We start from the raw sequence: 23,076 nt of genomic DNA on the forward strand, positions 1-23,076 counted from the left end.
TAAATTAAGTTAGTTGCTAATACTTAATTCTTATATTTACATACCCAATTTTTAACATAACCTACTATGAAGTCCCCTCAACTTCGGTGTCAACTTACTATATTTTGTTCATTGCTTTTATGGACAATCTCGTCTTATGGACAGATACTCACACTTCCCATTCTTTCTTCGTATTTTGGCTCAGGTCCAATAATATCAATTTGTGATTCTGAAACTTTTATTATCTCCTCAAAATGTCTATTGAATTTGACTCTAGCAGGTTCTTTGGTATTTAATAGCGATGGAGAAATTGAATTATCCTGTGCCGATGATACCTCAAGTGAAATACAAGTGCGTATTACGGGTGGTTCTGGTGTTTACACCTACGCTTGGGAAAAAGATGGTAAAGCCATTACTAATAATACCAATATTATACAAAATATTTCTGCAGGTCAATTCAGTGTCACCGTTACTGATGTTCCTCCAGGAGGAATTGATCCTAATAGTTTATGTCAAAAAACACAAATATTTACCGTTGTTGCCCCTCCATTACTTACACTTTCTCTAATAAGTCTTGGAGTATTGTTTGGTCTTTCAGTAGAAAATTTTGATTTTGGATTTCAATATAATATTCCATTGAGGCAAATCAATACTGTATTCGCTCCTAGTATTTTTGAATTTAATATTTCCTTTGATTTTAGTGTTTATAGAAGAAATAATAGAGGAGGATATAAACGATTGTCTATTGACAACTATTAGTTCCTGAATATTTTATTAGGAAAAACTACAGGACTTTCAATTCCATTTTTTCCAACTGTAGCAATACCAAAAAAGAAGTTGTCAATTACGATCCCTTTAAGAACAGCCTCGGAAACATTACCAACAAATCTGCTGTTGTCCCAAGTAGGGGAGGTGGTGTCTCTCCAGTAAATACGATAACCTTTAATGTCATCATCTTTTAATTTTGTCCATTTGAATTTGGCGGAATCCTCTACAATTCCACCAATAGCTAGTTCTTTGACAGCGGGAGGTGCCCATGCGATAGAGGCTAAGTTGATTGCATTAACTGCTGTAAGTTTATTAGCATAATCAAAATTAACAGCTTCTAAAACGTCTCCATAAGCAATTCCATTTTCTATACGTATATCCTGGTGTTGTTGTGTATAGTTTTCATGAGCTTCCATAATTCGAATCCCTGCAAATCCAACATCATTGAATGGTCTGTGGTGACCGCCTCTTCCAAATCGATCCAGTCTGTAAATCATCTTTGGATTCATCTCTGGCATATATTTTTTAACATTTGCATGAATATAACGGGCTAATTGTCTTGAAATTCCATCAACTTCACCTCCATAAAACCTTCTTCTTTTCCGTTCTCTTTCCGTTTCTGTTGGGGGAACCGGTTCTGAAAATATTCTAAAAGTTCGGTTGTCAATCACACCATCCACTCCACGAATATTTCCAATCATGTCATTATTTAAAATTCCAATGATTTCCCACCCTTGTTCTTTTGCATATTCAGCAAGCCCTTTTCCTCCAAATAATCCTTGTTCTTCACCAGCAAGTCCTGCATAAATTATACTGTTTTCAAAATTATATTTTGATAAAATACGAGCAGCTTCTATGGTTCCAGCCATTCCACTTGCATTGTCATTTGCACCAGGGGAGTCTTCTGTGTAATTGTTAGGATCAGAAATTCGTGAATCAATATCTCCGCTCATTATAATGTAACGATTTGGATATTTAGTACCTCTTTGAATTGCGATGACATTATTAATCCATACTGGTTTTATAATTCTTCTACCATCTGGTTCCACATAGTTTTTTTGATAACTTACTTCAATACAATCGGAACATTGCTCAGAAATCTCTTTAAAGCTGTTGAAAATCCAGCGTCGAGCTGCACCGATTCCTCTGCTTTTAGAGAGGGTGTCACTTAAAGTGTGTCTAGTTCCGAAGTTGGCAAGAATTGTAATATCTTCCTCAATTCGATCGGAGGACACGTTTTCTATAATGTTGTAAAAATCGAGCTCTGATTGTGCAAGAACTTTATTAGGATAAATTAAGAGCGTAACGGTTAAAACAAGAGTAGATATTATAAAGTTTTTCATTTGTTTTTTTCAGTAAGTATTATTGTTAAGATTGTCTGAGTCGTACTCTTAAAAATAGAATTCTCCTTGTCATAAATATATAAAAAAAACCTCCAAAAAATATTTGGAGGTTTCTAAACAAAACAAAACTCTATAAAAAATTAAAACGGGTATTTATTTTCTTCAATAAGTGTAGCGGCAATACTTCTTCTTAGCTCAACAACGTTAGGATATTTTTCATACCTGCTGTATTGTTTCATTCCAGAAAGCATTCCTTTGAGTTGAACACCTTCAGCAAAAGAAACGATTGCTTCTTTTCCACTTTTATTGATATTCTCAATCGCATTATATAGATATAATTGAGTCATTTCTAACTGATTTTTTTGAGAGTCAATTCCAAAACGATCACAATTTTTCTCTGTTCTTAATATCGCAGATTCAGCCATATAAATCTCTATTAGAATATCAGAAAGTGCGAGTATAATTTGTTGTTCAGTATCGAATTTAGGACCAAATTTCTGAACAGCAGCTCCAGTAATCATCAATAGGATTTTCTTCATATTTTTGATTAATTGCTTTTCTTCAGCTAATAAATCAGAAGAGATTTCACTTTTAGGAATTCCAGTCATTAATTCTTGACCAACAGCAGTTGCAGGAGACATTAAGTCAATCTGACCTTTAAATGCTTTTTTCAATAACATTCCTATAGAAAGCATTCTGTTTATTTCATTAGTTCCTTCATAAATCCTTGAAATACGAGCATCTCTCCATGCCATTTCCATTGGAGCATCTGCTGAAAAGCCCATACCTCCATAGATTTGTATTCCTTCATCTGTACAATCTTGCGCCTTTTCAGAAACCGCTACTTTAAGAATGGAACATTCGATTGCAAATTCTTCAACCCCTTTAAGTTCTGCTTCTTGGTGTGATAACCCATCTTCCAATAGATTGTTTATTTTTTCCTCGATATCAAAAGCAGCTCTATAACTAGCCGATTCACTTACGTACGTGTTTGTTGCCATATTAGCAAGCTTGTATTTAATTGCGCCAAACTCTGCGATTGGAGTTTTAAATTGAACACGTTCCGTTGCATATTGTACTGCAAGCGAAGTAGTTCTTCTTTGCGCCTCTAAACAGGCTGCTGCTAGTTTTATGCGCCCAACATTTAAAGCATTCATTCCAATTTTAAATCCTTCTCCACGTCCAGCAAGCATGTTTTCAACAGGGACTTTAGTTTCATTGAAAAACACTTGACGCGTTGAAGAAGCTTTAATTCCAAGCTTATTTTCTTCATCACCTAAAGTAATCCCATTATTTAAATCTTTAGGTACTATAAAACCTGTTATGTTCTTGTCATCTTCAATTCGTGCAAAGACAATTAAGATATCTGCGAAACCAGCATTGGTGATCCACATTTTTTGTCCTGTTATCTTATAGTGTGTTCCATCTTCAGAAAGTACTGCTTTAGTTTTACCTGAGTTAGCATCAGATCCAGCTCCAGGTTCTGTAAGACAATATGCACCAAACCATTCACCTGTTGCAAGTTTACTTACATACTTTTGCTTTTGTTCTTCATTTCCATAAAGAGTTATTGGCATGGTTCCAATACCAGTATGAGCTCCAAAAGCAGTAGAGAAAGATCCATTGGCACCTGATATATAATCACAAACTAACATAGTAGATGTAAAGGGCATTCCAAGTCCATTGTATTCCTCAGGGACAGCAACTCCTAGAAACCCTAACTCACCCGCTTTTGACATTAACTCTTGAGTTAAATCAAAATCTTTTTGTTCAAAACGTTCTCTATTAGGAACAATATCTCGATCAACAAATTCTTGAACAGATTCCTTCATCATGATTTGTTCCTCATTGAAATCTTCAGGAGTAAAAACATCTCTAGCGTCTGTTTCTTTAACTACAAATTCTCCGCCTTTGATATTGATTTTAGTGTTTTCCATTTTAATTATAAGATTATATTAGACTGTTTTACTTAATTCATTCTGCTCTACTTTCATTTTAATAAATTCAATTACTTCAAAAAAGTGTTCCATTTTTTTTGGGTCCATATTTTTAAAAATCGAGTTATTAAATTCTAAAACAGTTTCTTTTGAGACATCTCTTTTTTCTTTTCCTTGCTCTGTTAAAAAAATCAAAACGCCTCTACCATCATTTGGATTTGGTCTACGCTCAATATAACCTCGTTCTTCCATTGTATTGAGTATTCTGGATAGGCTAGTAGGTTCAATTCCCATTTTTGGTCCAAGCGCAGTCGAAGGAGTTCCCTCTGCATCTATTGATAACAGAGTGAATCCCATTGACATGGTAGAATCATAAGCAGCGGCTTTCTCATTGTACATGTTGGTGATTAACTGCCAAGTGGTTCTTAATGCGTATTCTATTGTAATTGGTTTCAATCTTCTTGTTATTTGTTCAAATATAGTAATTTTTACTATGCATACATAATTATGTTTACATAATAATGTATGCATAGTATATTGTCAAAACTAAACCCCTGTTTAAGAGGGGTTTAGTTCTATGAATATATTTTATCAAAGAGTGTTTTGTATTTTTCTTTAACAATCTTTCGTTTTACTTTCATGGTGGGAGTAAGGTGTCCTAGCTCAATACTCCATATTTCTGGAGTAAGCTCGAATTTTTTTACCTGTTCCCATTTCCCAAATGTAGGATTGTATTCGTCAATATCTTTTTGAATCGCCTCTTTAACCTCTTGACTGGAACAGATTGCCTCAACTGATGGTTCAATATTAAGTTTTTGATCTTTAATCCAATTTTCAATATGTTCAAAAGCAGGTTGTATTAATGCTGCTGGCATCTTTTGACCTTCCCCAATGACCATTATCTGCTCAATGAATAGGGATTGTTTCATTTTATTTTCTATCAATTGAGGAGCAATGTACTTTCCTCCAGATGTTTTGAAAAGTTGTTTTTTACGGTCTGTAATTTTTAAGAATCCATCAGAATCAATTTCCCCTATATCACCAGTATGGAAATATCCCTCTTTAATAACTTCAGCGGTTTTTTCGGGGTCTTTATAATAACCTTGCATTACATTTGGTCCTTTACACAAAATTTCTCCGTCCTCTGCTATTTTAAGTTCTACGTTTTCAATAGCTCTACCCACACAACCGAACTTAAGTCCACGATTATTTAGATCGCTTACTGTTAATACAGGAGAGGTTTCGGTTAAGCCATATCCCTCGCAGATAGTTATTCCTGCTGCGCTAAATACTCGGGCTAATCGGGGTTGTAAAGCTGCACTTCCAGAGCTTATCGTATGCAGATTTCCTCCCAAGGCTGCTTTCCATTTAGAAAAAATTAATTTACGTGCAATTTTAAGTTTAAATTCATACCAAAATCCGTTGGCTCCATAAGGTTCGTATTGTAACCCGAGGTCAACCGCCCAATAAAAGAGTTTTTGTTTTATTCCGTCTAAATCTGCACCACGTGCATATATTTTATCAAAAACTTTCTCTAGAAGTCTCGGAACTGCAGTCATGAAATACGGGTTTACTTCATTTAAGTTATCAGATATTTTTTCTAACGACTCAGCGAAGTAAATTCCAATCCCTTGATAATAGTATATGTAAAGAATTACACGTTCATAAATATGACAGACTGGTAAAAAGCTTAATGCATGTGTTTTTCCTATTTCTAATGGAAGTCTTTTTGCAGAGGATATAACATTAGATACAATATTTTTATGATTAAGCATTACTCCTTTTGGTACTCCAGTAGTTCCAGAGGTGTATATAATCGTAGCTAAGTCTTCAGTGTCCACATTTTTCTTAGCTTCCTCGACTAACTTTTGTGTTTCCTTGTCCTCAGCATCGCTGAGTAAATCTTTCCAAGATAGACAATCCTTAGTATCGTCAAAAGAATAGATTTCTTTTAGTGTAGGAATATTTTTTCGAACAGTATTTAGTTTGGTTAAAATTTCTTCATCAGAAATAAAGCAATATTGACTCTCGGAATGATTTAAAACATATTCGTATTCTGGAGCTGTAATCGTTGGGTAGATTGGAACTGTGACTGCTCCAAGCTGAAGAATACCAAGATCCATGATACACCATTCCGTTCTGTTATTTGTAGAGATTAGGGCTACTTTATCTCCTTTTTTTACTCCTAATTTTATAAGCGAACGACTTACCTGTTGAACTTTTTGATAAAACGATTCTGTTGAAATACTTTCCCAGATTCCATTGTATTTGGTGGTTACACTTTTATCTAAAGGAACAGTATTTCTTTGTATTTCTAAAAACTCAAATAATCTAGTTGGATTCATTGTAAAAAAATTAGTTACTAAATGTACCCAAATATTTTTTAACAACGAAAGTAAATGTAATTACAATAAAAAAAATATTGTTTTTACTTGTTCAACCAGGAATAGGCATTGTTAAAAGTCATCATCCAAGGGGTAATCTCGTCATTTCGATCTGCCTCATAATGCCCCCAATTCCATGGAAAAGTTGATCGTTCCAAGTGAGGCATCATTACTAAATGACGACCATCATCGCTACATAGCATCGCAGCATTGTAGTCAGATCCATTAGGATTCGCTGGATATTCTTCATATCCATAGGTCCCAGGAATTTGATATTGGTTTCTTTCTAAGGGTAAAGAAAACTTTCCTTCCCCGTGGGCAGCCCAAATACCTAATGTACTTCCTTCCATTCCTTTTAATAAAATAGAACTACTTTCTTGAAGTTTTACAGAGGTGAATGTGCATTCGAACTTTCCTGAATTGTTATGAAGCATTTTTGGCTTTTCATTATGATCAGGAGTAATAAGTCCTAATTCAACAAATAATTGACATCCATTACAAACTCCAAGGGATAATGTATCTGGACGGGCAAAGAAATTATCTAGTGCTTTCTTTGCTTTTTCATTATATTTAAATGCTCCTGCCCAACCTTTTGCAGAACCTAAAACATCGGAGTTAGAAAAACCTCCAACGGCAACGATAAACTGAATATCCTCTAACGTTTCTCTTCCTTCTATAAGATCGGTCATATGAACGTCACGAACATCAAAACCTGCGATGTACATGGCATAAGCCATTTCTCTTTCGGAATTACTTCCTTTTTCTCGAATAACGGCTGCTTTAATTTTATTTGTTGGAGTTGTTTTAAGTTTTCCTGAAAATGAAGCAGGGAATTTATATTGAAGAGGTTGCTTATTAATATTTTTAAATCGATCGTCAGAACAATTTTTTTCCGTCTGTTCTGCGTCTAAAAGAGCAGAAGTTTTATACCAAGTTCTACGAAGTTCATCTATTGAAAAATCAGAATTAAATTCATGATTCTTTAGAGACAGTGTTGCTTCTGTTTTAACAGAACCAAGTTTAATGCATTTAATTCCAGCTGAACCGAAGAATTCCGTAAGATTTTCGTTGGATTGGACAAGGATACCGATTTTCTCTGAAAATAAAACACGTGCTGTATCTTGTTCTCCTAGAGCACTTAAATCTATATCAAGTCCAATTCCTAGGCTCGGAAAACAAAGTTCAAGAAGAGACGTAATTAAACCTCCAGACCCGATGTCGTGACCAGCGTTTATTTTATTCGATTTAATAAGGTCTTGAACCTTATTAAAAGCGCTGTTAAAATAAGCAGCATCTTTAACAGAGGGAACTTCAGTTCCAATTGCATTTCTTATTTGCGCAAAAGAAGATCCTCCCAAATGAAATTCATCTTTAGATAGATCGATATAGTATAAAGATCCACCATTTGATTTTAATACTGGAGTTACAATGTTTGAAACATCACTACAAGCTCCAGCCGCAGAAATTATTACGGTCCCAGGAGCTTTTACCTCTTGGTCTTTATATTTTTGTTTCATAGAAAGGGAATCCTTTCCTGTTGGAATATTAATTCCTAAAGCTATTGCAAAATCAGAACATGCTTCAACAGCTTCATAAAGCCTTGCGTCTTCACCAGCATTGTTGCATGGCCACATCCAGTTAGCCGAAAGCGATACCGATGTTAATCCATTCTCCAGTGGAGCCCAAACTATATTCGTTAAAGATTCAGCTATTGCATTTATACTTCCTGCCCTTGGATCGATTAACCCAGTAAGAGGAGCGTGTCCTATAGAAGTCGCAATTCCACTCGTTCCTGTAAAGTCCAGAGCCATAACACCGCAATTACTTAATGGTAGCTGAAGCTCTCCAACACATTGTTGTTGCGCAACTCTTCCTGTTACACATCGGTCTACTTTGTTTGTAAGCCAATCTTTACATGCTACAGCTTCAATTTGAAGTACTTGACTGATGTAGTGTTTTAAGTCGTTTGAGTTGTATTCAACTTCTTTGAAATCAACCTTTTTCGTTTGATCTTGCATTAAAGTTTTAGGTGAGCTTCCAAATAATGCACTTAGATCTAAATCAATTGGAGTTTCGTCTCTTTTTTCTGAATGAAAAGAAAAATGATCGTCTTCTGTAACAACACCGACGTCATAAAAAGGAGCTCGCTCTCGATCAGCAATTTTTTCTAAAATTCGTGCATCCTCTTCTTTTAAAATTAATCCCATTCTTTCTTGAGATTCATTTCCAATAATTTCTTTTGCAGATAGGGTAGGGTCTCCAAGTGGAAGTTTATCAATACTAATGGCCCCACCAGTTTCTTCTACTAATTCAGAAAGACAATTTAGGTGTCCTCCAGCTCCATGATCATGGATCGATATGATTGGGTTTCTTGCACTTTCAACTAAAGCTCTAATAGCATTAGCAACTCTTTTTTGCATTTCTGGATTTGAACGTTGTATTGCATTCAATTCAATCGAACTTCCAAAAGCTCCAGTGTCAGCAGAAGAGACAGCAGCTCCACCCATACCTATTCGATAGTTATCTCCACCGAGAATAATGATACGATCTCCCTTTTTTGGAACGCTTTTTTGAGCTTGTTCTTTCTTACCAAATCCAATCCCACCAGCTTGCATGATAACTTTGTCATAACCCAGTTGATGCTCTCCCTCTTGATGTTCGAAAGTCAAAACAGAACCGCTAATAAGGGGTTGTCCAAATTTATTACCGAAGTCGGAAGCACCATTCGATGCTTTAATTAAAATTTCAAGTGGAGTTTGGTAAAGCCAATCCCGTTTTTTGAAACCATTTTCCCAAGTACTTTTTTCAGAAACTCTTGAGTAAGGAGTCATATAAACAGCTGTTCCAGCTAATGGTAAGGAACCTTTTCCTCCAGCTAAACGGTCTCTTATTTCTCCTCCAGAACCAGTTGCAGCTCCGTTAAAAGGCTCTACAGTAGTTGGAAAATTATGTGTTTCAGCTTTTAAAGAAATTACAGTTTCTATTTTTTGTTTTTGATAAGAACTTGGAACATCTCCCTTTTCGGGTGCGAATTGTTCTATGCTTGGACCTTCAATAAATGCAACATTATCTTTGTAAGCAGAAATAATTGTATTTGGATTTTGCTTTGATGTTTCTTTAATCATTTGAAAAAGACTCTTTTCTTTTTCTTCTTGATCAATAATAAAAGTTCCATTGAAAATTTTGTGTCTACAGTGCTCAGAATTCACTTGCGAAAACCCAAAAACTTCAGAATCGGTTAATGGTCTACCTAGATCTTTAGACAGGGAGTTAAGATAGTCTACTTCTTCCTCATTTAGAGCTAAACCTTCTTTCGTGTTATAGTTTGCAATGTCTTCTATGTTTTTTACTTTTTCAGGCTCAAGTTCAATCTTAAACAGATCACTATTCAGCTTTTCAAATTGTTGAACAAGCATATAATCGATTACATCCGTTTTAGATTCTGGGATATATTTTTCGATTCTTAAAATCCCTTCGATTCCCATGTTTTGAGTGATCTCAACAGCATTTGTACTCCAAGGAGTAATCATAGTAGCTCTAGGACCGTAGTAAGTTTCTGTAAGATTTTCAGATTCAATGCTTGGAAGATTTCCAAACAGCCATTGTAATTTTTCTATTGAGTTGGTTGATAGATCTTTGCTTGTCTCAACTGCAAAGATTTCATCCTGAGGTAAACCAAAAAAATGGATCATAGATAGTTTGTATTTCTAGGCTGTAAATTTACATATTTTTTATGCAAAGAAACACTTGAATTACAATGGTTTTTCAGACAGTTTTCCGAATGTTATTCACAACTATCTCCGGATCAATCGAGCTGCATAAAAACCGTCATATTCAGTTTGATGAGAAAAAAAAGTTTCCTCTTTTTCTAAATCAAAAGTTTTTCCTGCTTCTTGTTTTAGGAACCAGCTAATTTGATCTTGATTTTCACTCGGTAAAATTGAGCAGGTAACATAGATTAATTTCCCCCCTTTTTTTACCCAATTGGATTGCTCTAAAAGTATTTTTCTCTGTAAATCAATTACTTCTGATATTCTTTCTTCTGTAAGTTTCCACTTTAAATCAGGGTTTCTTTTTAGTGTCCCAAGACCACTACAAGGGGCGTCTATTAGCACACGATCGGCCCAATTTGATAATGATTCTTTGTATTGAGCATCGGCTACCCAGATGTTTTTTATGATCTTAACTCTGTTTCTTCGAGCTCGCTTTTTAAGCTCCTTAAGTTTATTTTCTTCTACATCTAGCGCTATAATATCTCCTTTATTTCTCATAAGAGAAGCCAAATGTAAAGTCTTTCCTCCTGCACCAGCACAACCGTCAATGACATTCATTCCAGGTTTTACGTCAGTGAAGGGTCCTATTTTCTGTGAATTTGCATCTTGGATTTCAAAACTACCTTTTAGATAAAGGGGTTTTTTTCTAAGGTTAGTTCGCTTGTTTATCAGTAAAGCGTCTTCATACCCTTTAATTGGAAGTGCCTCAATATTGTATTTAGAGTGTAGTTCTTCTTGAAGTTTTTTTGGGGAGGTTACAATTCTATTTACTCTTAGAATTAATTTTGCTTCAATGTTTAGTGCGTCAAGCTCAATATTCCATTCTCTAGACAACTCTTTTTTTCCTCTCTCGTATAGCCAAGAAGGTATAGATTTTGTTCTTTCAGGAGTTGTCTTTTCTTTTTGTCTAGCCTTAATTTCCTTAGGTTTTAAACTTTTAAATTCTTCCCAGTCTGGAACTTCTAGATTATTGATAACGAGCCATACTCCTAATAAACTCCAGAGATTTTCTTTTTTATCTACCGTTTCATCATGACCACTCAAAAACGAGTAATAGTTTTTCCATCTTAGGATTTCATAAGTAGCACGATGTACTGTATTTCTGTCTCCTGATCCCCATTTTGGATTTGCTAGATTTAGTTTTTCTAAAAGTCTTGAGGCTCTAGCGTTCGTCGATAATGTTTTTGCAAGCGTATCGATGATACCTTGAGCTGTAATGCGGTATAGTTTTCTCATTTAAATGCAAATTTACAGCTCCAATATGAGCTTGTCGCATTTTAAGGTATCTTTTTTTCCTTTCTTGAGCGATGAATCATTTTCTTATGAAATTCTTGTTCTGCTACATGGATTTCTAAAACTTGTTTAGCCGTTAATTTTGACTTTAAAGTATCCATAAACTCACGATCTGCTTTTTCTTTTTCAGATCTAAAATGAATTATAGAATCTAAGGTTTCATTCGCACCAGCTTCGGAAACTTCTTCAATGTTTGCTAGCCTTTTTTTTCTTAGACTTTTCATTTTCTTGTGATACTTATTATATACTCGTGTTTCATAGGCTTCAAAAGCACCCCAGACAAATGATTCTTCTTCTGTGGTTAGATCTACTTTTTCGATAACGAAATTGATTTTCATCGCTCTTAGGCGTTCGTAACTCATTTTCTTATCTTTTTTTTGTGCCCATGCGCTTGTTGTAAATAAAGCGATTAGGGTGTATAATGCAATGTGTTTAATCTTCATAGTTTTCATAAATTAAATTGAAATCTGGGTTGTAAGCTTCTTGTAGTTCAAATATTGTTTCGTTGTTAAGGTTTTCAAAAGCGATCGAATTAATTTCTAAGTCCTGGTTTTGAGTTAGATCAAATAATTCGTTTGTTGTAAAAGGAATTTCTTGTTCTTCAAAATATATTTTAGCATACGCTGGATCATCTATTTCTTCTTTAAATTGACTTAGAGCGAGTACGATAAGAAAGCAAGCGGCAATAGATGAATAGTAAGGTAATAAAGTGATTAATTTACTTTTTGGTTTTTGGTCTTTTATTAGTTTTTCGATTTGATGTTCCGATCTTTCAAAATAACCCATAGGAACTTCTAGCTTGAAGTGAACTTTTGAAATTGATTCAAGATCACCCATAAGCTTGTTCTGCTCATCAAAGTAATTTTCAGGAACTTTAAATCCGTGTTTATTGTTTTTCAATTTCATTTTTAATTTTTTTTACCGCATGATGATAAGATGCTTTCAAACTTCCAATGCTAGTTTCTAATATTTCAGAGATTTCATCATATTTTAATTCATCAAAATACCTTAGATTGAAAACTAACCTTTGTTTTTCTGGAAGTTTTGCAATAGCTAATTGAAGTTTTCTGGCAATTTGATCTCCCTCAAAATATACATCTGCCTCCAGTTTATTAACCTGTTTTTCTGTATATTCATTTGTGGAAAGCCCTAATTTCTTAGACTTTTGTTTAATGAATGTTAAAGATTCATTTGTTGCTATTCTGTACATCCAGCTATATAATTTACTGTCACCTCTAAAATTTTTTATATTCTTGAAGATTTTAATGTATGTATTTTGGAGTACGTCATCAGCATCTTCATGATCTAAAACAATTTTTCGGATATGCCAATAAAGTGGCTGTTGATATTCCTTTATCAAGGTCTTGAATCCTATTTCCTGAGTTTTTGGATTCTGTAATGCATTTATCAAAAGCGTTTGCTCTTCCAAGTAAAAATTGTTTATAGCTATGACTCTAAAAATACAAAATAGTTTAATGAGTCCCAGAACTTTGCTCTTTAGTGAACAGTCAATTTACAGGCTTTGCATTTCAACTAACTTTTTGTAATTGCTGTTGTTGGCTATTAATTCTGAATGTGTACCCATTTCAATAATTTCACCTGCTTGCATAACTACAATTAAATTTGCTTTTTGAATTGTAGAAAGTCGATGTGCAATTACTAAAGAAGTTCTATTGTTCATTAGGTTTTCTAGGGCTTCTTGTACTAGCTTTTCTGACTCTGTATCCAATGCTGAGGTTGCTTCGTCTAAAACCAGGATGGGAGGGTTTTTTAAGACTGCTCGTGCAATCGATAAACGTTGTTTTTGACCTCCAGATAATTTGTTTCCCTGATCTCCTATGTTGGTGTTGTATCCATCGGGTAAATTGATAATAAATTCATGTGCATTTGCAATTTTAGCAGCAGCTATTACTTCTTCTTCGTTTGCATTTGGATCTCCAATTAGTAAATTGTTTAATACACTGTCATTAAATAAAATAGAGTCTTGTGTTACAATTCCGATTAGTTTACGAAGCGATTTAGTAGTGATTTTTTTAAGATCAGTTCCATCGATCTGAATACTTCCATCTTCAACATCATAGAAGCGATTCAGTAAATTTGCAACAGTTGTTTTTCCACTACCAGACTGACCCACTAAAGCAATTGTTTGTCCTTTTGAAAGCTCAAGTGAAAAGTTCTTTAAAACAGGTTTTGTTTCGTATTTGAAATTTATATTTTCGAAGTTAACTTTATCAGAGAAATCACTTATTGTTTTTGCGTCAGCCGCATCTGTCAACTCATTTTTAGCTTCCAAAATCTCTAAAACACGTTCAGCAGCAGCATTTCCTTTTTTAACTGCATAAGATGCTTTGCTTATTGCTTTTGCAGGAGTTAGTATATTGTATGCAAGTGTCATGAATGCAATAAAGATGGTTCCTCTCAAGGTTCCTTCAATCAGAACCATGGAACCACCAAACCAAAGCAGCCCCCCGATTACTCCTATTCCCATGAATTCGCTAACTGGAGAAGCTAAGTTTTGTCTATTCAATAACTTGTTTGAGAAATTAAAAAATTTTAAGGTTGAATTGAAAAACTTTGTGTTGAATTTTCCTTCGGCACTAAAAGCTTTAATAATACTCAGTCCACTCAAAGATTCTTCGACAATAGATAAAAATTCACCTTGTTCTTTCTGAACATTTTGGGAGTGTTTTTTTAGACTTTTTCCAATTGAAGAAATAATAAACCCTGAAACTGGAATGAAAATTAGAACGAAAACAGAAAGTTTTACATTCATATTAAACATCAGAATGAGTGTAAAAATAATAGTTAAAGGCTCCCGAACTATTAACTCTATGATAGAAAGAAAAGAGTGTTGGATTTCTAGAACATCGGATGTTATTCTTGCTAACGTATCTCCTTTCTTCTTTTCAGTAAAATAAGAAACGGGCTGTTGTAGTATTTTTACATAAAGTGCATCTCTAAGGTCTTTCAAAATTCCATTTCTTAAAAATGTCACAAAATACATGGCCAAATAATTGAACAGATTTTTAAGAAAAAATAGTATTAAAATCAAAACAATTGCAAAAATTAGTGCCGTTAAGGGTTCTTCATCTACTGTAGTTCCAATTTTATAGTTAATGTAATCTGTAACATATTCTTTTAAACCTGAAATACCTGTATATGTAGGTTTTGACTCAATTTTTGGTGTAGATCCAAAAAGGACATCAAACATAGGAACAAGAGCTACAAAAGATAGGGCACTGAAAAGTGCATAAAGAATATTGAATAATATATTTAGGAAAGCAAACCTTTTATAGGGTAGTGCAAATAATAATATTTTTTTAAAATAGTTCATTTATATCCCAATGCTTTGAATTAGTTTCTTACAATTAGTTGCAAGTGTTTTTTTAGTTTGGTCGTAATTTTTTACTTGTTCTAATTTTGTATTAACACTGAAGTAAAATTTTATTTTTGGCTCCGTACCACTAGGACGAATAGCAATCCTACTGCCATCGGCCAAAGTAAAAATAATTACATTCGATTTTGGATAGGCTAATTTTACTGATGTTCCATCAATATATAAACTGGTTTGTTTTTGATAATCATCAATCTTTTGAACTTTAATTCCAGCGATATCTTTTGGAGGGTTTGTTCTAAACTCGTACATCATATTTTGAATTTCTTCAAACCCTGACTTTCCTTTTTTGGTTAAAGAAACTAACTCCTCATGATACATTCCAACCTTTAGGTAGCTTTCCATGAGGTATTCATATAATGAACTTCCTTTTTCTTTTTGAATTACTGCAATTTCTGCGGCTAAAAGAGCAGATGTTATAGCATCTTTATCCCGAACTTGATCTCCGACCATGTATCCATAGCTTTCTTCGCCACCTGCAATAAATGTTTGCTCTGGAAATTCTTCAATCATTTTTGCAATCCACTTAAATCCGGTCAGACCTAATTTACATTCAATTCCAAAATATGCAGCTAATTGTTCCATTACTGGAGAAGAAACTACAGTAGAACCAATGAAATGTTTTTTGGTTAAGCCCCCTGGATAGTTTTCTAGAAGGTAGCGCGTTAAAACCAGCATAGTTTCGTTTCCATTGAGGAGAACGAACTCATTAGATAAATTTCTTACAGCAATTCCAAGACGATCTGCATCTGGATCTGTTCCTACTAAAAAATCTGCATGCAATTCTACGGCTTTTTCCAGGCCTAAGCTCAACGCTTCTCTTTCTTCTGGGTTTGGTGAAGCAACAGTTGGAAAATCTCCATCGGGAGCTTCTTGTTCTTTAATACTGTGAAAATTTTTGTATCCAGCTGCTTCGAATACAGAAGGCATTAGTGTTATTGCAGTTCCGTGTAAGGAAGTAAAAACAACAGAGAAATTTGACTTTGCATTTTCAGAAGCCCTGCATACCTTCAGTGTATTCTCGCGAAATGCAGAATCAATTTCTTCATCAATTAAATTAATCTTTGAAGAAACACCAATGAAATTGATGGATTCAAAATTAGTTTTTTCTATTTCGGTAATTATTTCTTGATCTTGTGGAGGTACAATTTGTCCACCGTCGCTCCAATAAACCTTATATCCATTATACTCTGGTGGATTATGAGATGCTGTAAGTACTATTCCACAATGAGCTTTTAGATAGCGAACTGCAAATGATAATTCTGGAGTAGGACGTAAGTCAGAAAACAAAAAAACTTCAATTCCATTGGCCGAAAACACATCACATACTGTTTGGGCAAAATCTTTACTGTTGTGCCTACAATCATAAGCAATAACAGCTTTAATAGGTTCCGAGGGGAATGTTTTTTTTAGGTAATTAGAAAGCCCTTGGGTGCTTTTCCCCAGGGTATATTTGTTTATGCGGTTAGATCCAACTCCCATTATTCCACGAATACCTCCCGTACCAAATTCAAGGTCTTTATAGAAGGAGTCTTCGAGTTCGTGTGGTTTTGACATTAAAGCTTTTACCTGATCACGAGTCTTCTTGTCAAAGGGTTCCTCTAGCCAGGGTTTTATTTTTTCTTCAATATTCATTAAGACCTTTTTAAAGTTTTTTTAACTACGTAACGTAATTGATTTTTTTGGTGACCTGCCCAAAGCTCTCCCAGGAATCCAGCGACAAAAAATTGAGTACCAAGGATCATGGTTGTTAGAGCAATAAAAAATTCAGGACGTTCTGCAATTAATCTACCGTTAGGATTGAGATATAATTTATCTAGGCCTAAATAAAATGCAGCACCAAACCCAATTAAAAACATCACAGAACCCCAAAAGCCAAAAAAGTGCATGGGCCGTTTACCAAATTTATTTAAAAAACTTAGAGTTATTAAATCAAGAAATCCATTTACAAATCTGTTCCAGCCGAATTTTGTTACTCCATATTTTCTAGCCTGATGTTTAACAACTTGTTCTCCTATTTTATTGAAACCTGCGTGAGCAGCTAAAACAGGTATATATCGATGCATTTCTCCGTAAACTTCTATTGTCTTTATTACTTCTTTTTTATAAACTTTAATTCCACAGTTAAAATCATGTAAATAAATTCCTGAAGCACGTCTAGCTGCCCAGTTAAATAATTTAGAAGGAATGTTTTTAAAGAGAGTAGAGTCATAGCGTTTCTTTTTCCATCCTGAAATCAGATCTAAATCCTCAGAAATTATTCGCTGATAAAGATTGGGTATTTCACTGGGTGCATCTTGTAGATCAGCATCTAAAGTAGCAATTAGATCTCCCGATGATTCTGCAAAACCAGCATGAAGTGCTTGTGATTTTCCAAAGTTTTTTGAAAAACGAATCCCATAGGTTGAACTATGGGATTTATTTAATTTTTCTATTATTTCCCATGAATTATCCGAACTTCCATCGTCTATGAAAATAATTTCAAAAGACAATTCGGTAGGTTTTAACTCGTCAAGAATCCATTGATGTAATTCAGGAAGAGATTCTGCCTCATTAAGAAGCGGGATGATGATGGATAAATTCATAACTTTTATAAAGTATACAAAGTTACAAAATTATAACCTTATTCTGGGCGGTTGCGCTTAAGGAAGAGTCCTGTGATTAAAGAAACTACTAATCCAGTTAATAGACTAAAAATAATCATGATACTACTTGTAATTACTGGACCTGTAAACTGCTGTTGCATTCCTTTTACTTGTTCGATCATTTCATCACTTGCTTCTGGGTTTTGATCCATAAATTCATTTAGTCCCATTTCAAGTGCTTTATTCATCATTTCTGGATCTAAAACATTAGATAAAAACAAAAAGTAGATAACATTTATAATTCCAGAAACTGCGGCCATTCCAAGTCCAATTTTAATAGCTTGACCTAACGACATGAAGTTTTCGTTGTCTTTACGGTAAGCGAATTGAGCATAAGCAATTACTCCAAGCGTGATTACAAGGCTAACTATAGTAGCATTTGAATCATTCTGATAATGCATGTCTAAAGAATAAAGCATAAGCCCGAAGACTACGGATATACCTCCTAATATACCACCATACTGAAGAATGTGATTTTTTAGTTCTAGATTTTGATCTTTCATAGTATTTAGTTTAATTATTTTGATGATTTATATTGGTTAAATTTAGAAAAAACTATTACATTTGCAGACGTTTTAAAAATAAATTTATGAAAGCAGGTATACATCCAGACAATTATAGACTAGTAGCTTTTAAAGATATGTCTAACGAAGATGTCTTTCTAACTAAGTCAACAGTAAACACTAAAGAAACTTTAGAGGTTGATGGTGTTGAATATCCTTTAGTTAAACTTGAGATATCAAGAACATCTCATCCATTCTACACAGGTAAAACTAAATTGGTTGATACTGCAGGTAGAATTGACAAGTTCAAAAACAAATATTCTAAGTTTAAAAAATAATCTTTTAGACTTACAAAATACAAAGCTGTCTTTTAGACAGCTTTTTTTATGATTTTTATCGAAGTCTGATACTCTTGAAAAAATTCATAAATTTGAATATCTAACTCAGATATTCATATCCTTTAAGGGACAATTATAATTATGTCAAAATCATTGAACTTTATTTTATTTGACGGTAAAGAACGGAATCAGCTTTTACCATTTACATACACCCGACCTGTTGCAGAAATTAGAATAGGTATAGATACACTGAAGCAAAAGTGGGAATACTTCTTGGGTCAACAATGTTCATTTTTAACACAAGATTATTTAGATTCTAAGTTTCCATCAAAGTTTGGAGAAATTAACATCTTTATTAATCCAACTTATATTCCTTCAGTGGCTGTAGCTAAAGTTATTTTGAGCTTGAAAAAAAATCAAGTATTAACTTTTAAAGGAGCTGCTGTAGCTTATTGTAGCTCAAACACTACTCTTCCTGAAGATCTAAACAGATTAGATCAAATTGAATGTTCGGAAGAGTTAACTCATATAAAGGCAAGTACAGACCTTTTTATTTATAATTCCAAAGTTTTAAAAGAAGACTTTAATAGAATAACCAAAGGGCGAATTTCTGAGGTAATTGAGGAATCAAATAGGGTAGTTAATTCGAGTCAAATTTTTGTGGAATCTGGAGCAAAAGTCTCTTGCTCAATTTTAAACGCAACTGATGGTCCTATATATATAGGTGCTAATGCAGAGATAATGGAAGGTTCTATTCTAAGAGGTTCCATTGCTGTTTGTGAAAATGCTACTGTTAAAATGGGAGCTAAGATATACGGCGGAACTACAATAGGACCGAGTTCTAAGGTGGGAGGTGAGTTGAGTAACGCCTTGTTTTTAGGGTATTCTAACAAAGGTCACGATGGGTTTATTGGAAATGCAGTTATTGGTGAATGGTGTAATATTGGTGCAGCTTCTGATGCTTCGAATCTTAAAAATAATTACAGTAAAATTAGAGTTTGGAATTATGAAACTCAGAATTTTTCAAAAACTGAATTACAGTTCTGTGGCCTTTTGATGGGTGATTTTAGTCGTTGCGGTATTCATTCTATGTTTAATACAGCTACAGTTGTTGGAATTAATTCAAATGTTTTTGGGACAGGATTCCCAAGAACTTTCATTCCTAGTTTTAGTTTTGGAGGAGCCCATGGTTTTCAAACACATGCTTTTGCTAAGGCAATTGAGTCAAACAATGCAATGATGGAACGAAGAGGTAAAAGTCTTTCTGATCAAGATATTGAAATTCTTCAGCACGTTTTTGATGTTTCTTCTCAATTGAGAAAAGATCGTTAATTAATCTTTAGAAACTCTTTTTAGGTTTAATAGATTTATAGAATTCATTTCCAATCCCCGTATATTTTTTCTGGAAAAACGAACCGCTTGATCATAGTACAAAGGGATTACTGGGAATTCGGTCATTAGTATTTCATCCATTATTTTGTAGTATGAAACTCTTTTTTCTGTATCAGAGATCATCATGGTTTTGAGGTATTTTTTGTCAAAATCATCATTTTCAAAATGGGTGTAATTTGGACCCGTAGGGGAGAAATTTTTAGAATAAAAAAGAGATAAGTAGTTTTCTGCATCTGGATAATCAGCAATCCAACTTGCTCTGAAACTTTCAAGATTTCCAGCACTTTTGGCTTGTCTAAGAGTTGCAGTTGGCATTAAATCAATAATAATCTCAATACCAATATTCTGAAAAGCTCTCTGTAAATATTCGCAAATGTCCAAGTAATTAATGTCTGTAGCAAGATGTATTACAGGAGTAACTCCATTTTCTTCAATAAATTCCTCAACTAACTTTTTAGCTTTCTGTGGGTTGTAGTTTGTTAAATTTTTGTCTCCATGACCCGGAAGTCCTTTAGGTATAAAACCCTGAAATGCCGGAAAACCAATGGTGTTTCTTAAAAACAGAATCATTTTCTCCCGATCAAAACCAATATTCATCGCTTCTCGAATTTTTTTAGAACGTATAGCGATGTTGTCAGACTTTAAATAGAAACCAATATATTCTGTGTTTAAATAAGGTCCTTTTTCCATTCTTATATGCTTAGAATGTTTTTCTTGTAGTTGACCCATTGGAGTTAATAAATCGTCTTTATAGGAGGTGTCGAGGGAGTTAAGGAAATCAAATTTTCCTTGATTAAATAACATAAATTCACTTTGAATGTCAGGTAAAAAACTAATCGCTACAGCCTCAAGATAGGGGAGTTCTCTTCCTTCTTCATCTTTTTCAAAGTAGTTGTAGTTTTTTCGAAGCACCAATTTTACATCTTCTTCCCATTTTTTAAATTTAAAAGGACCGGTACCAACAGGGTTGGATCTAAAATCATCTTTGTAAAACAAAATTGCTTCATGAGGAACAACAGAGCAATAGCGCATAGTCAATAGACCAAGAAAAGCTGGAAAGGGTTGTTTTAATTCTATAAGCAAACTATATGTACTTAAAGCTTTGTAGTTTTTTACATTTTGTAATACCCACCCTCCAGGAGATCCGGTTTTCTCATCTTTAAGTCTATTGAAGCTATAAACAAAGTCTTCTGCATTTACATTTCTTGTTTTTTGAGAGCCAAAAACTTTAGAATTATGAAAATATACATCCTTACGCAATTCGAAAATGTATTGTTTCCCATCTTTACTTATGGTCCACGATTTTGCAATCTCAGGTTTAATATTTAAAGAATCATCTAATTGGACTAAGCCATTGAATAATTGTTGAATTGGCCATATGTTTTGAGGATTTCTTGCAAAAGCAGGATCAAGAGAAGTGATATTTCTAAATTCATTGTACCTGAAAACATCAGAATCCTTTATTGAATTCTCTGTGCTACAACTTGAAAAGAATAGAGACAAACAAAGTAATGTCTTAATGAAAGATTGGAACTTATGGATCGTATTGAACTTGGAAATCAAAGTAGTATATTTGTATCAAAATTAACCTTTTTTAGTCAAAATTTGGATTCATTAACCACCAATCCCCCGCTAATAGTAAAAAAGACCCGTGTTGCTTTTCATACCTTAGGTTGCAAACTTAATTTTTCTGAAACAGCTTCAATAGCGAGAGACTTTTCTGAAGAGCATTATATACGTGTAGATTTCGATGAATCGGCAGATGTTTATGTCATTAATACGTGTTCTGTTACCGAAAACGCAGACAAGCGATTCAAGGCTTTGGTTGCAAAAGTACTTCGTCAAAACCCCGAAGCTTTTGTTGCAGCGATAGGTTGTTATGCACAACTACAGCCAGAAGCTCTAGCCGAGGTTACTGGTGTTGATTTAGTTTTGGGTGCTTCAGAAAAATTTAAACTCACTCAATATTTAGACGATTTAACTAAAAAAGAGGAAGGGATAGTTCATTCATGTGAAATTGAAAATGTTACTCAATATACTAGTAGTTTTTCTACCAGTGATCGAACTAGAGCATTTTTAAAAGTTCAAGATGGATGTGACTATAAATGTACTTATTGTACTATTCCTCTAGCAAGAGGTATTTCTAGAAGCGATGCTTTAGAAAATGTAATAGATAATGCAAAAAAAATTTCAGCAAAGGATATTAAAGAAATTGTATTAACGGGAGTTAATATCGGTGATTTTGGAAAAGGAGAATTCGGGACAAAAAAACACGAACATACTTTTTTAGATTTAGTAAAATCTTTGGATGTTGTTGAAGGGATAAACCGTATCAGAATATCTTCAATAGAACCCAATCTTCTAAAAGATGAAACAATTCAATTTATTGCTCAAAGTAATACCTTTGTTCCCCATTTCCATGTGCCTTTACAGAGTGGTAGTGATTTGATATTGAAACGTATGAGACGTAGATATCTATCTCAACTATACGTAGATCGAGTTCACTCGATTAAAAAAGCAATGCCTCATGCATGTATTGGTGTAGATGTTATTGTGGGTTTCCCTGGCGAAACTGATGAAGAATTCTTAAAGACGTATAAATTTCTAGCAGACTTAGATATTTCATATTTACATGTATTCACCTATTCCGAGCGACCTAACACTGCCGCTGCTGAAATGAGTGGTGTTGTTCCTCAAAATATTAGAGCAAAACGTAGTAAAATGTTAAGAGGATTGTCTCTTAAAAAAAGACATCATTTTTATGAATCCCAGCTAGGAACAGAAAGAGAAGTTCTGTTTGAAGGAGAAAATAAAAAAGGGTATATCAATGGATTTACAGAGAATTATGTAAAAGTAAGAATACCTTGGGATCCAAGTCTTGTTAATACTTTACATAAAGTTCTACTTAAAGAAATTGATGAGGAAGGTTTTGTAAGGGTTGAATTATTATAATTTAATTCCTACCGGTAAAAGATCTTTGTAGCTTTTATTTTTTCTTAAAAAACCTGCAATTTCGGGACTAGTCGGAACTACACGCATGTTCTTTTCGGCAACAAAATCTAAAACGATTTTAATAAATTCATCTTTGAAAGCTGCAGATTCAATTTCTTCAGGAACTATTAACTTTGTAAGGAAAATTTTGCGTTCTTGCTCTGCATATTCGATTCTTGCCATAGATCCATTTACAACAACTTCAAATTGACGTAAAAATTCATTATTTTCGAGGGTAAGTTGACTCATGCTTGTAGATTTAGTTAAATTCAAAGTTAAAGGTCAAATATAGTTTTTGTAAGTGTTTAAGTCGTTCAATTCTTAAACGGAGTACAA

Annotated in this window: 19 protein-coding genes; 4 read left to right on the plus strand and 15 right to left on the minus strand. The window is 33.9% G+C overall.

Annotated features, from left to right (window positions below; all coding sequences use genetic code 11):
• Nucleotides 1-66: 66 nt before the first annotated feature.
• Nucleotides 67-738: a SprB repeat-containing protein gene (locus tag NG655_RS03570; protein ID WP_252157976.1), complete on the plus strand. Its 672-nt coding sequence runs from the start codon at nt 67-69 to the stop codon at nt 736-738.
• On the opposite strand, the gene NG655_RS03575 is transcribed toward NG655_RS03570, so the two are convergent.
• From NG655_RS03575 to NG655_RS03635, 13 genes are all read right to left on the minus strand, one after another.
• Nucleotides 735-2,090, minus strand: coding sequence for a M28 family metallopeptidase (locus tag NG655_RS03575; protein WP_252157977.1), 1,356 nt, complete (start codon nt 2,088-2,090; stop codon nt 735-737). The two genes, NG655_RS03570 and NG655_RS03575, sit on opposite strands and share 4 nt — an antisense overlap.
• 140 nt (nt 2,091-2,230) lie before the next feature.
• Nucleotides 2,231-4,027: an acyl-CoA dehydrogenase family protein gene (locus NG655_RS03580; protein ID WP_252157978.1), complete on the minus strand. Its 1,797-nt coding sequence runs from the start codon at nt 4,025-4,027 to the stop codon at nt 2,231-2,233.
• Between the two features lie 18 nt (nt 4,028-4,045).
• Complete coding sequence (locus NG655_RS03585) at nt 4,046-4,483, minus strand: MarR family winged helix-turn-helix transcriptional regulator (protein WP_252159078.1); 438 nt, start codon at nt 4,481-4,483, stop codon at nt 4,046-4,048.
• 119 nt (nt 4,484-4,602) lie between these two features.
• The gene (locus NG655_RS03590) at nt 4,603-6,372 is read right to left on the minus strand and encodes an AMP-dependent synthetase/ligase (RefSeq protein WP_252157979.1); all 1,770 of its coding nucleotides are present in this window, start codon (nt 6,370-6,372) and stop codon (nt 4,603-4,605) included.
• An 83-nt stretch (nt 6,373-6,455) separates the two neighbouring features.
• Nucleotides 6,456-10,103, minus strand: a complete 3,648-nt coding sequence (gene purL / locus NG655_RS03595; RefSeq protein ID WP_252157980.1) for a phosphoribosylformylglycinamidine synthase — start codon at nt 10,101-10,103, stop codon at nt 6,456-6,458.
• A 102-nt stretch (nt 10,104-10,205) separates the two neighbouring features.
• Nucleotides 10,206-11,420 (minus strand): RsmB/NOP family class I SAM-dependent RNA methyltransferase, encoded by a 1,215-nt coding sequence (locus NG655_RS03600; protein ID WP_252157981.1) that lies wholly within the window; start codon nt 11,418-11,420, stop codon nt 10,206-10,208.
• Nucleotides 11,421-11,461: 41 nt separating this feature from the next.
• The gene (locus tag NG655_RS03605) at nt 11,462-11,920 is read right to left on the minus strand and encodes a hypothetical protein (RefSeq protein ID WP_252157982.1); all 459 of its coding nucleotides are present in this window, start codon (nt 11,918-11,920) and stop codon (nt 11,462-11,464) included.
• On the minus strand, nt 11,910-12,383 hold the full coding sequence (locus NG655_RS03610; RefSeq protein ID WP_252157983.1) for a hypothetical protein: 474 nt from the start codon (nt 12,381-12,383) through the stop codon (nt 11,910-11,912). The genes NG655_RS03605 and NG655_RS03610 overlap by 11 nt, the downstream gene beginning before the upstream one ends.
• Nucleotides 12,364-12,906, minus strand: coding sequence for an RNA polymerase sigma factor (locus NG655_RS03615; protein WP_252157984.1), 543 nt, complete (start codon nt 12,904-12,906; stop codon nt 12,364-12,366). Before NG655_RS03615 ends, NG655_RS03610 begins: the two co-directional genes overlap by 20 nt.
• Nucleotides 12,907-12,990: 84 nt before the next feature.
• The gene (locus NG655_RS03620) at nt 12,991-14,811 is read right to left on the minus strand and encodes an ABC transporter ATP-binding protein (protein ID WP_252157985.1); all 1,821 of its coding nucleotides are present in this window, start codon (nt 14,809-14,811) and stop codon (nt 12,991-12,993) included.
• A complete protein-coding gene (locus NG655_RS03625; RefSeq protein ID WP_252157986.1) occupies nt 14,812-16,506 on the minus strand; it encodes a phospho-sugar mutase in 1,695 nt (564 codons plus the stop codon).
• Complete coding sequence (locus NG655_RS03630) at nt 16,506-17,456, minus strand: glycosyltransferase family 2 protein (RefSeq protein WP_252157987.1); 951 nt, start codon at nt 17,454-17,456, stop codon at nt 16,506-16,508. Before NG655_RS03630 ends, NG655_RS03625 begins: the two co-directional genes overlap by 1 nt.
• Before the next feature lie 38 nt (nt 17,457-17,494).
• Nucleotides 17,495-18,019, minus strand: coding sequence for a DUF4199 domain-containing protein (locus NG655_RS03635; RefSeq protein ID WP_252157988.1), 525 nt, complete (start codon nt 18,017-18,019; stop codon nt 17,495-17,497).
• A gap of 86 nt (nt 18,020-18,105) precedes the next feature.
• Here NG655_RS03635 and NG655_RS03640 point away from each other — a divergent pair, with 86 nt between their 5' ends.
• Together NG655_RS03640 and NG655_RS03645 are read left to right on the plus strand one after the other, a co-directional pair.
• Nucleotides 18,106-18,357: a type B 50S ribosomal protein L31 gene (locus NG655_RS03640; RefSeq protein WP_252157989.1), complete on the plus strand. Its 252-nt coding sequence runs from the start codon at nt 18,106-18,108 to the stop codon at nt 18,355-18,357.
• A gap of 141 nt (nt 18,358-18,498) precedes the next feature.
• Nucleotides 18,499-19,689 (plus strand): putative sugar nucleotidyl transferase, encoded by a 1,191-nt coding sequence (locus tag NG655_RS03645; protein WP_252157990.1) that lies wholly within the window; start codon nt 18,499-18,501, stop codon nt 19,687-19,689.
• Here the strand turns inward: NG655_RS03645 and NG655_RS03650 are convergent, their stop codons facing one another.
• Nucleotides 19,690-21,252, minus strand: a complete 1,563-nt coding sequence (locus NG655_RS03650; protein WP_252157991.1) for an ABC transporter substrate-binding protein — start codon at nt 21,250-21,252, stop codon at nt 19,690-19,692.
• A gap of 33 nt (nt 21,253-21,285) precedes the next feature.
• Between NG655_RS03650 and mtaB the strand changes: the two genes are divergently transcribed.
• Nucleotides 21,286-22,701, plus strand: a complete 1,416-nt coding sequence (gene mtaB, locus NG655_RS03655) for a tRNA (N(6)-L-threonylcarbamoyladenosine(37)-C(2))-methylthiotransferase MtaB (protein ID WP_419469266.1) — start codon at nt 21,286-21,288, stop codon at nt 22,699-22,701.
• Here mtaB and NG655_RS03660 read toward each other — a convergent pair.
• Complete coding sequence (locus NG655_RS03660; RefSeq protein WP_252157992.1) at nt 22,696-22,989, minus strand: GNAT family N-acetyltransferase; 294 nt, start codon at nt 22,987-22,989, stop codon at nt 22,696-22,698. The genes mtaB and NG655_RS03660 overlap by 6 nt on opposite strands.
• Nucleotides 22,990-23,076: the final 87 nt, after the last annotated feature.

Source organism: Candidatus Arcticimaribacter forsetii (assembly GCF_910589745.1).
Taxonomy (GTDB): Bacteria; Bacteroidota; Bacteroidia; order Flavobacteriales; family Flavobacteriaceae; genus Arcticimaribacter; species Arcticimaribacter forsetii.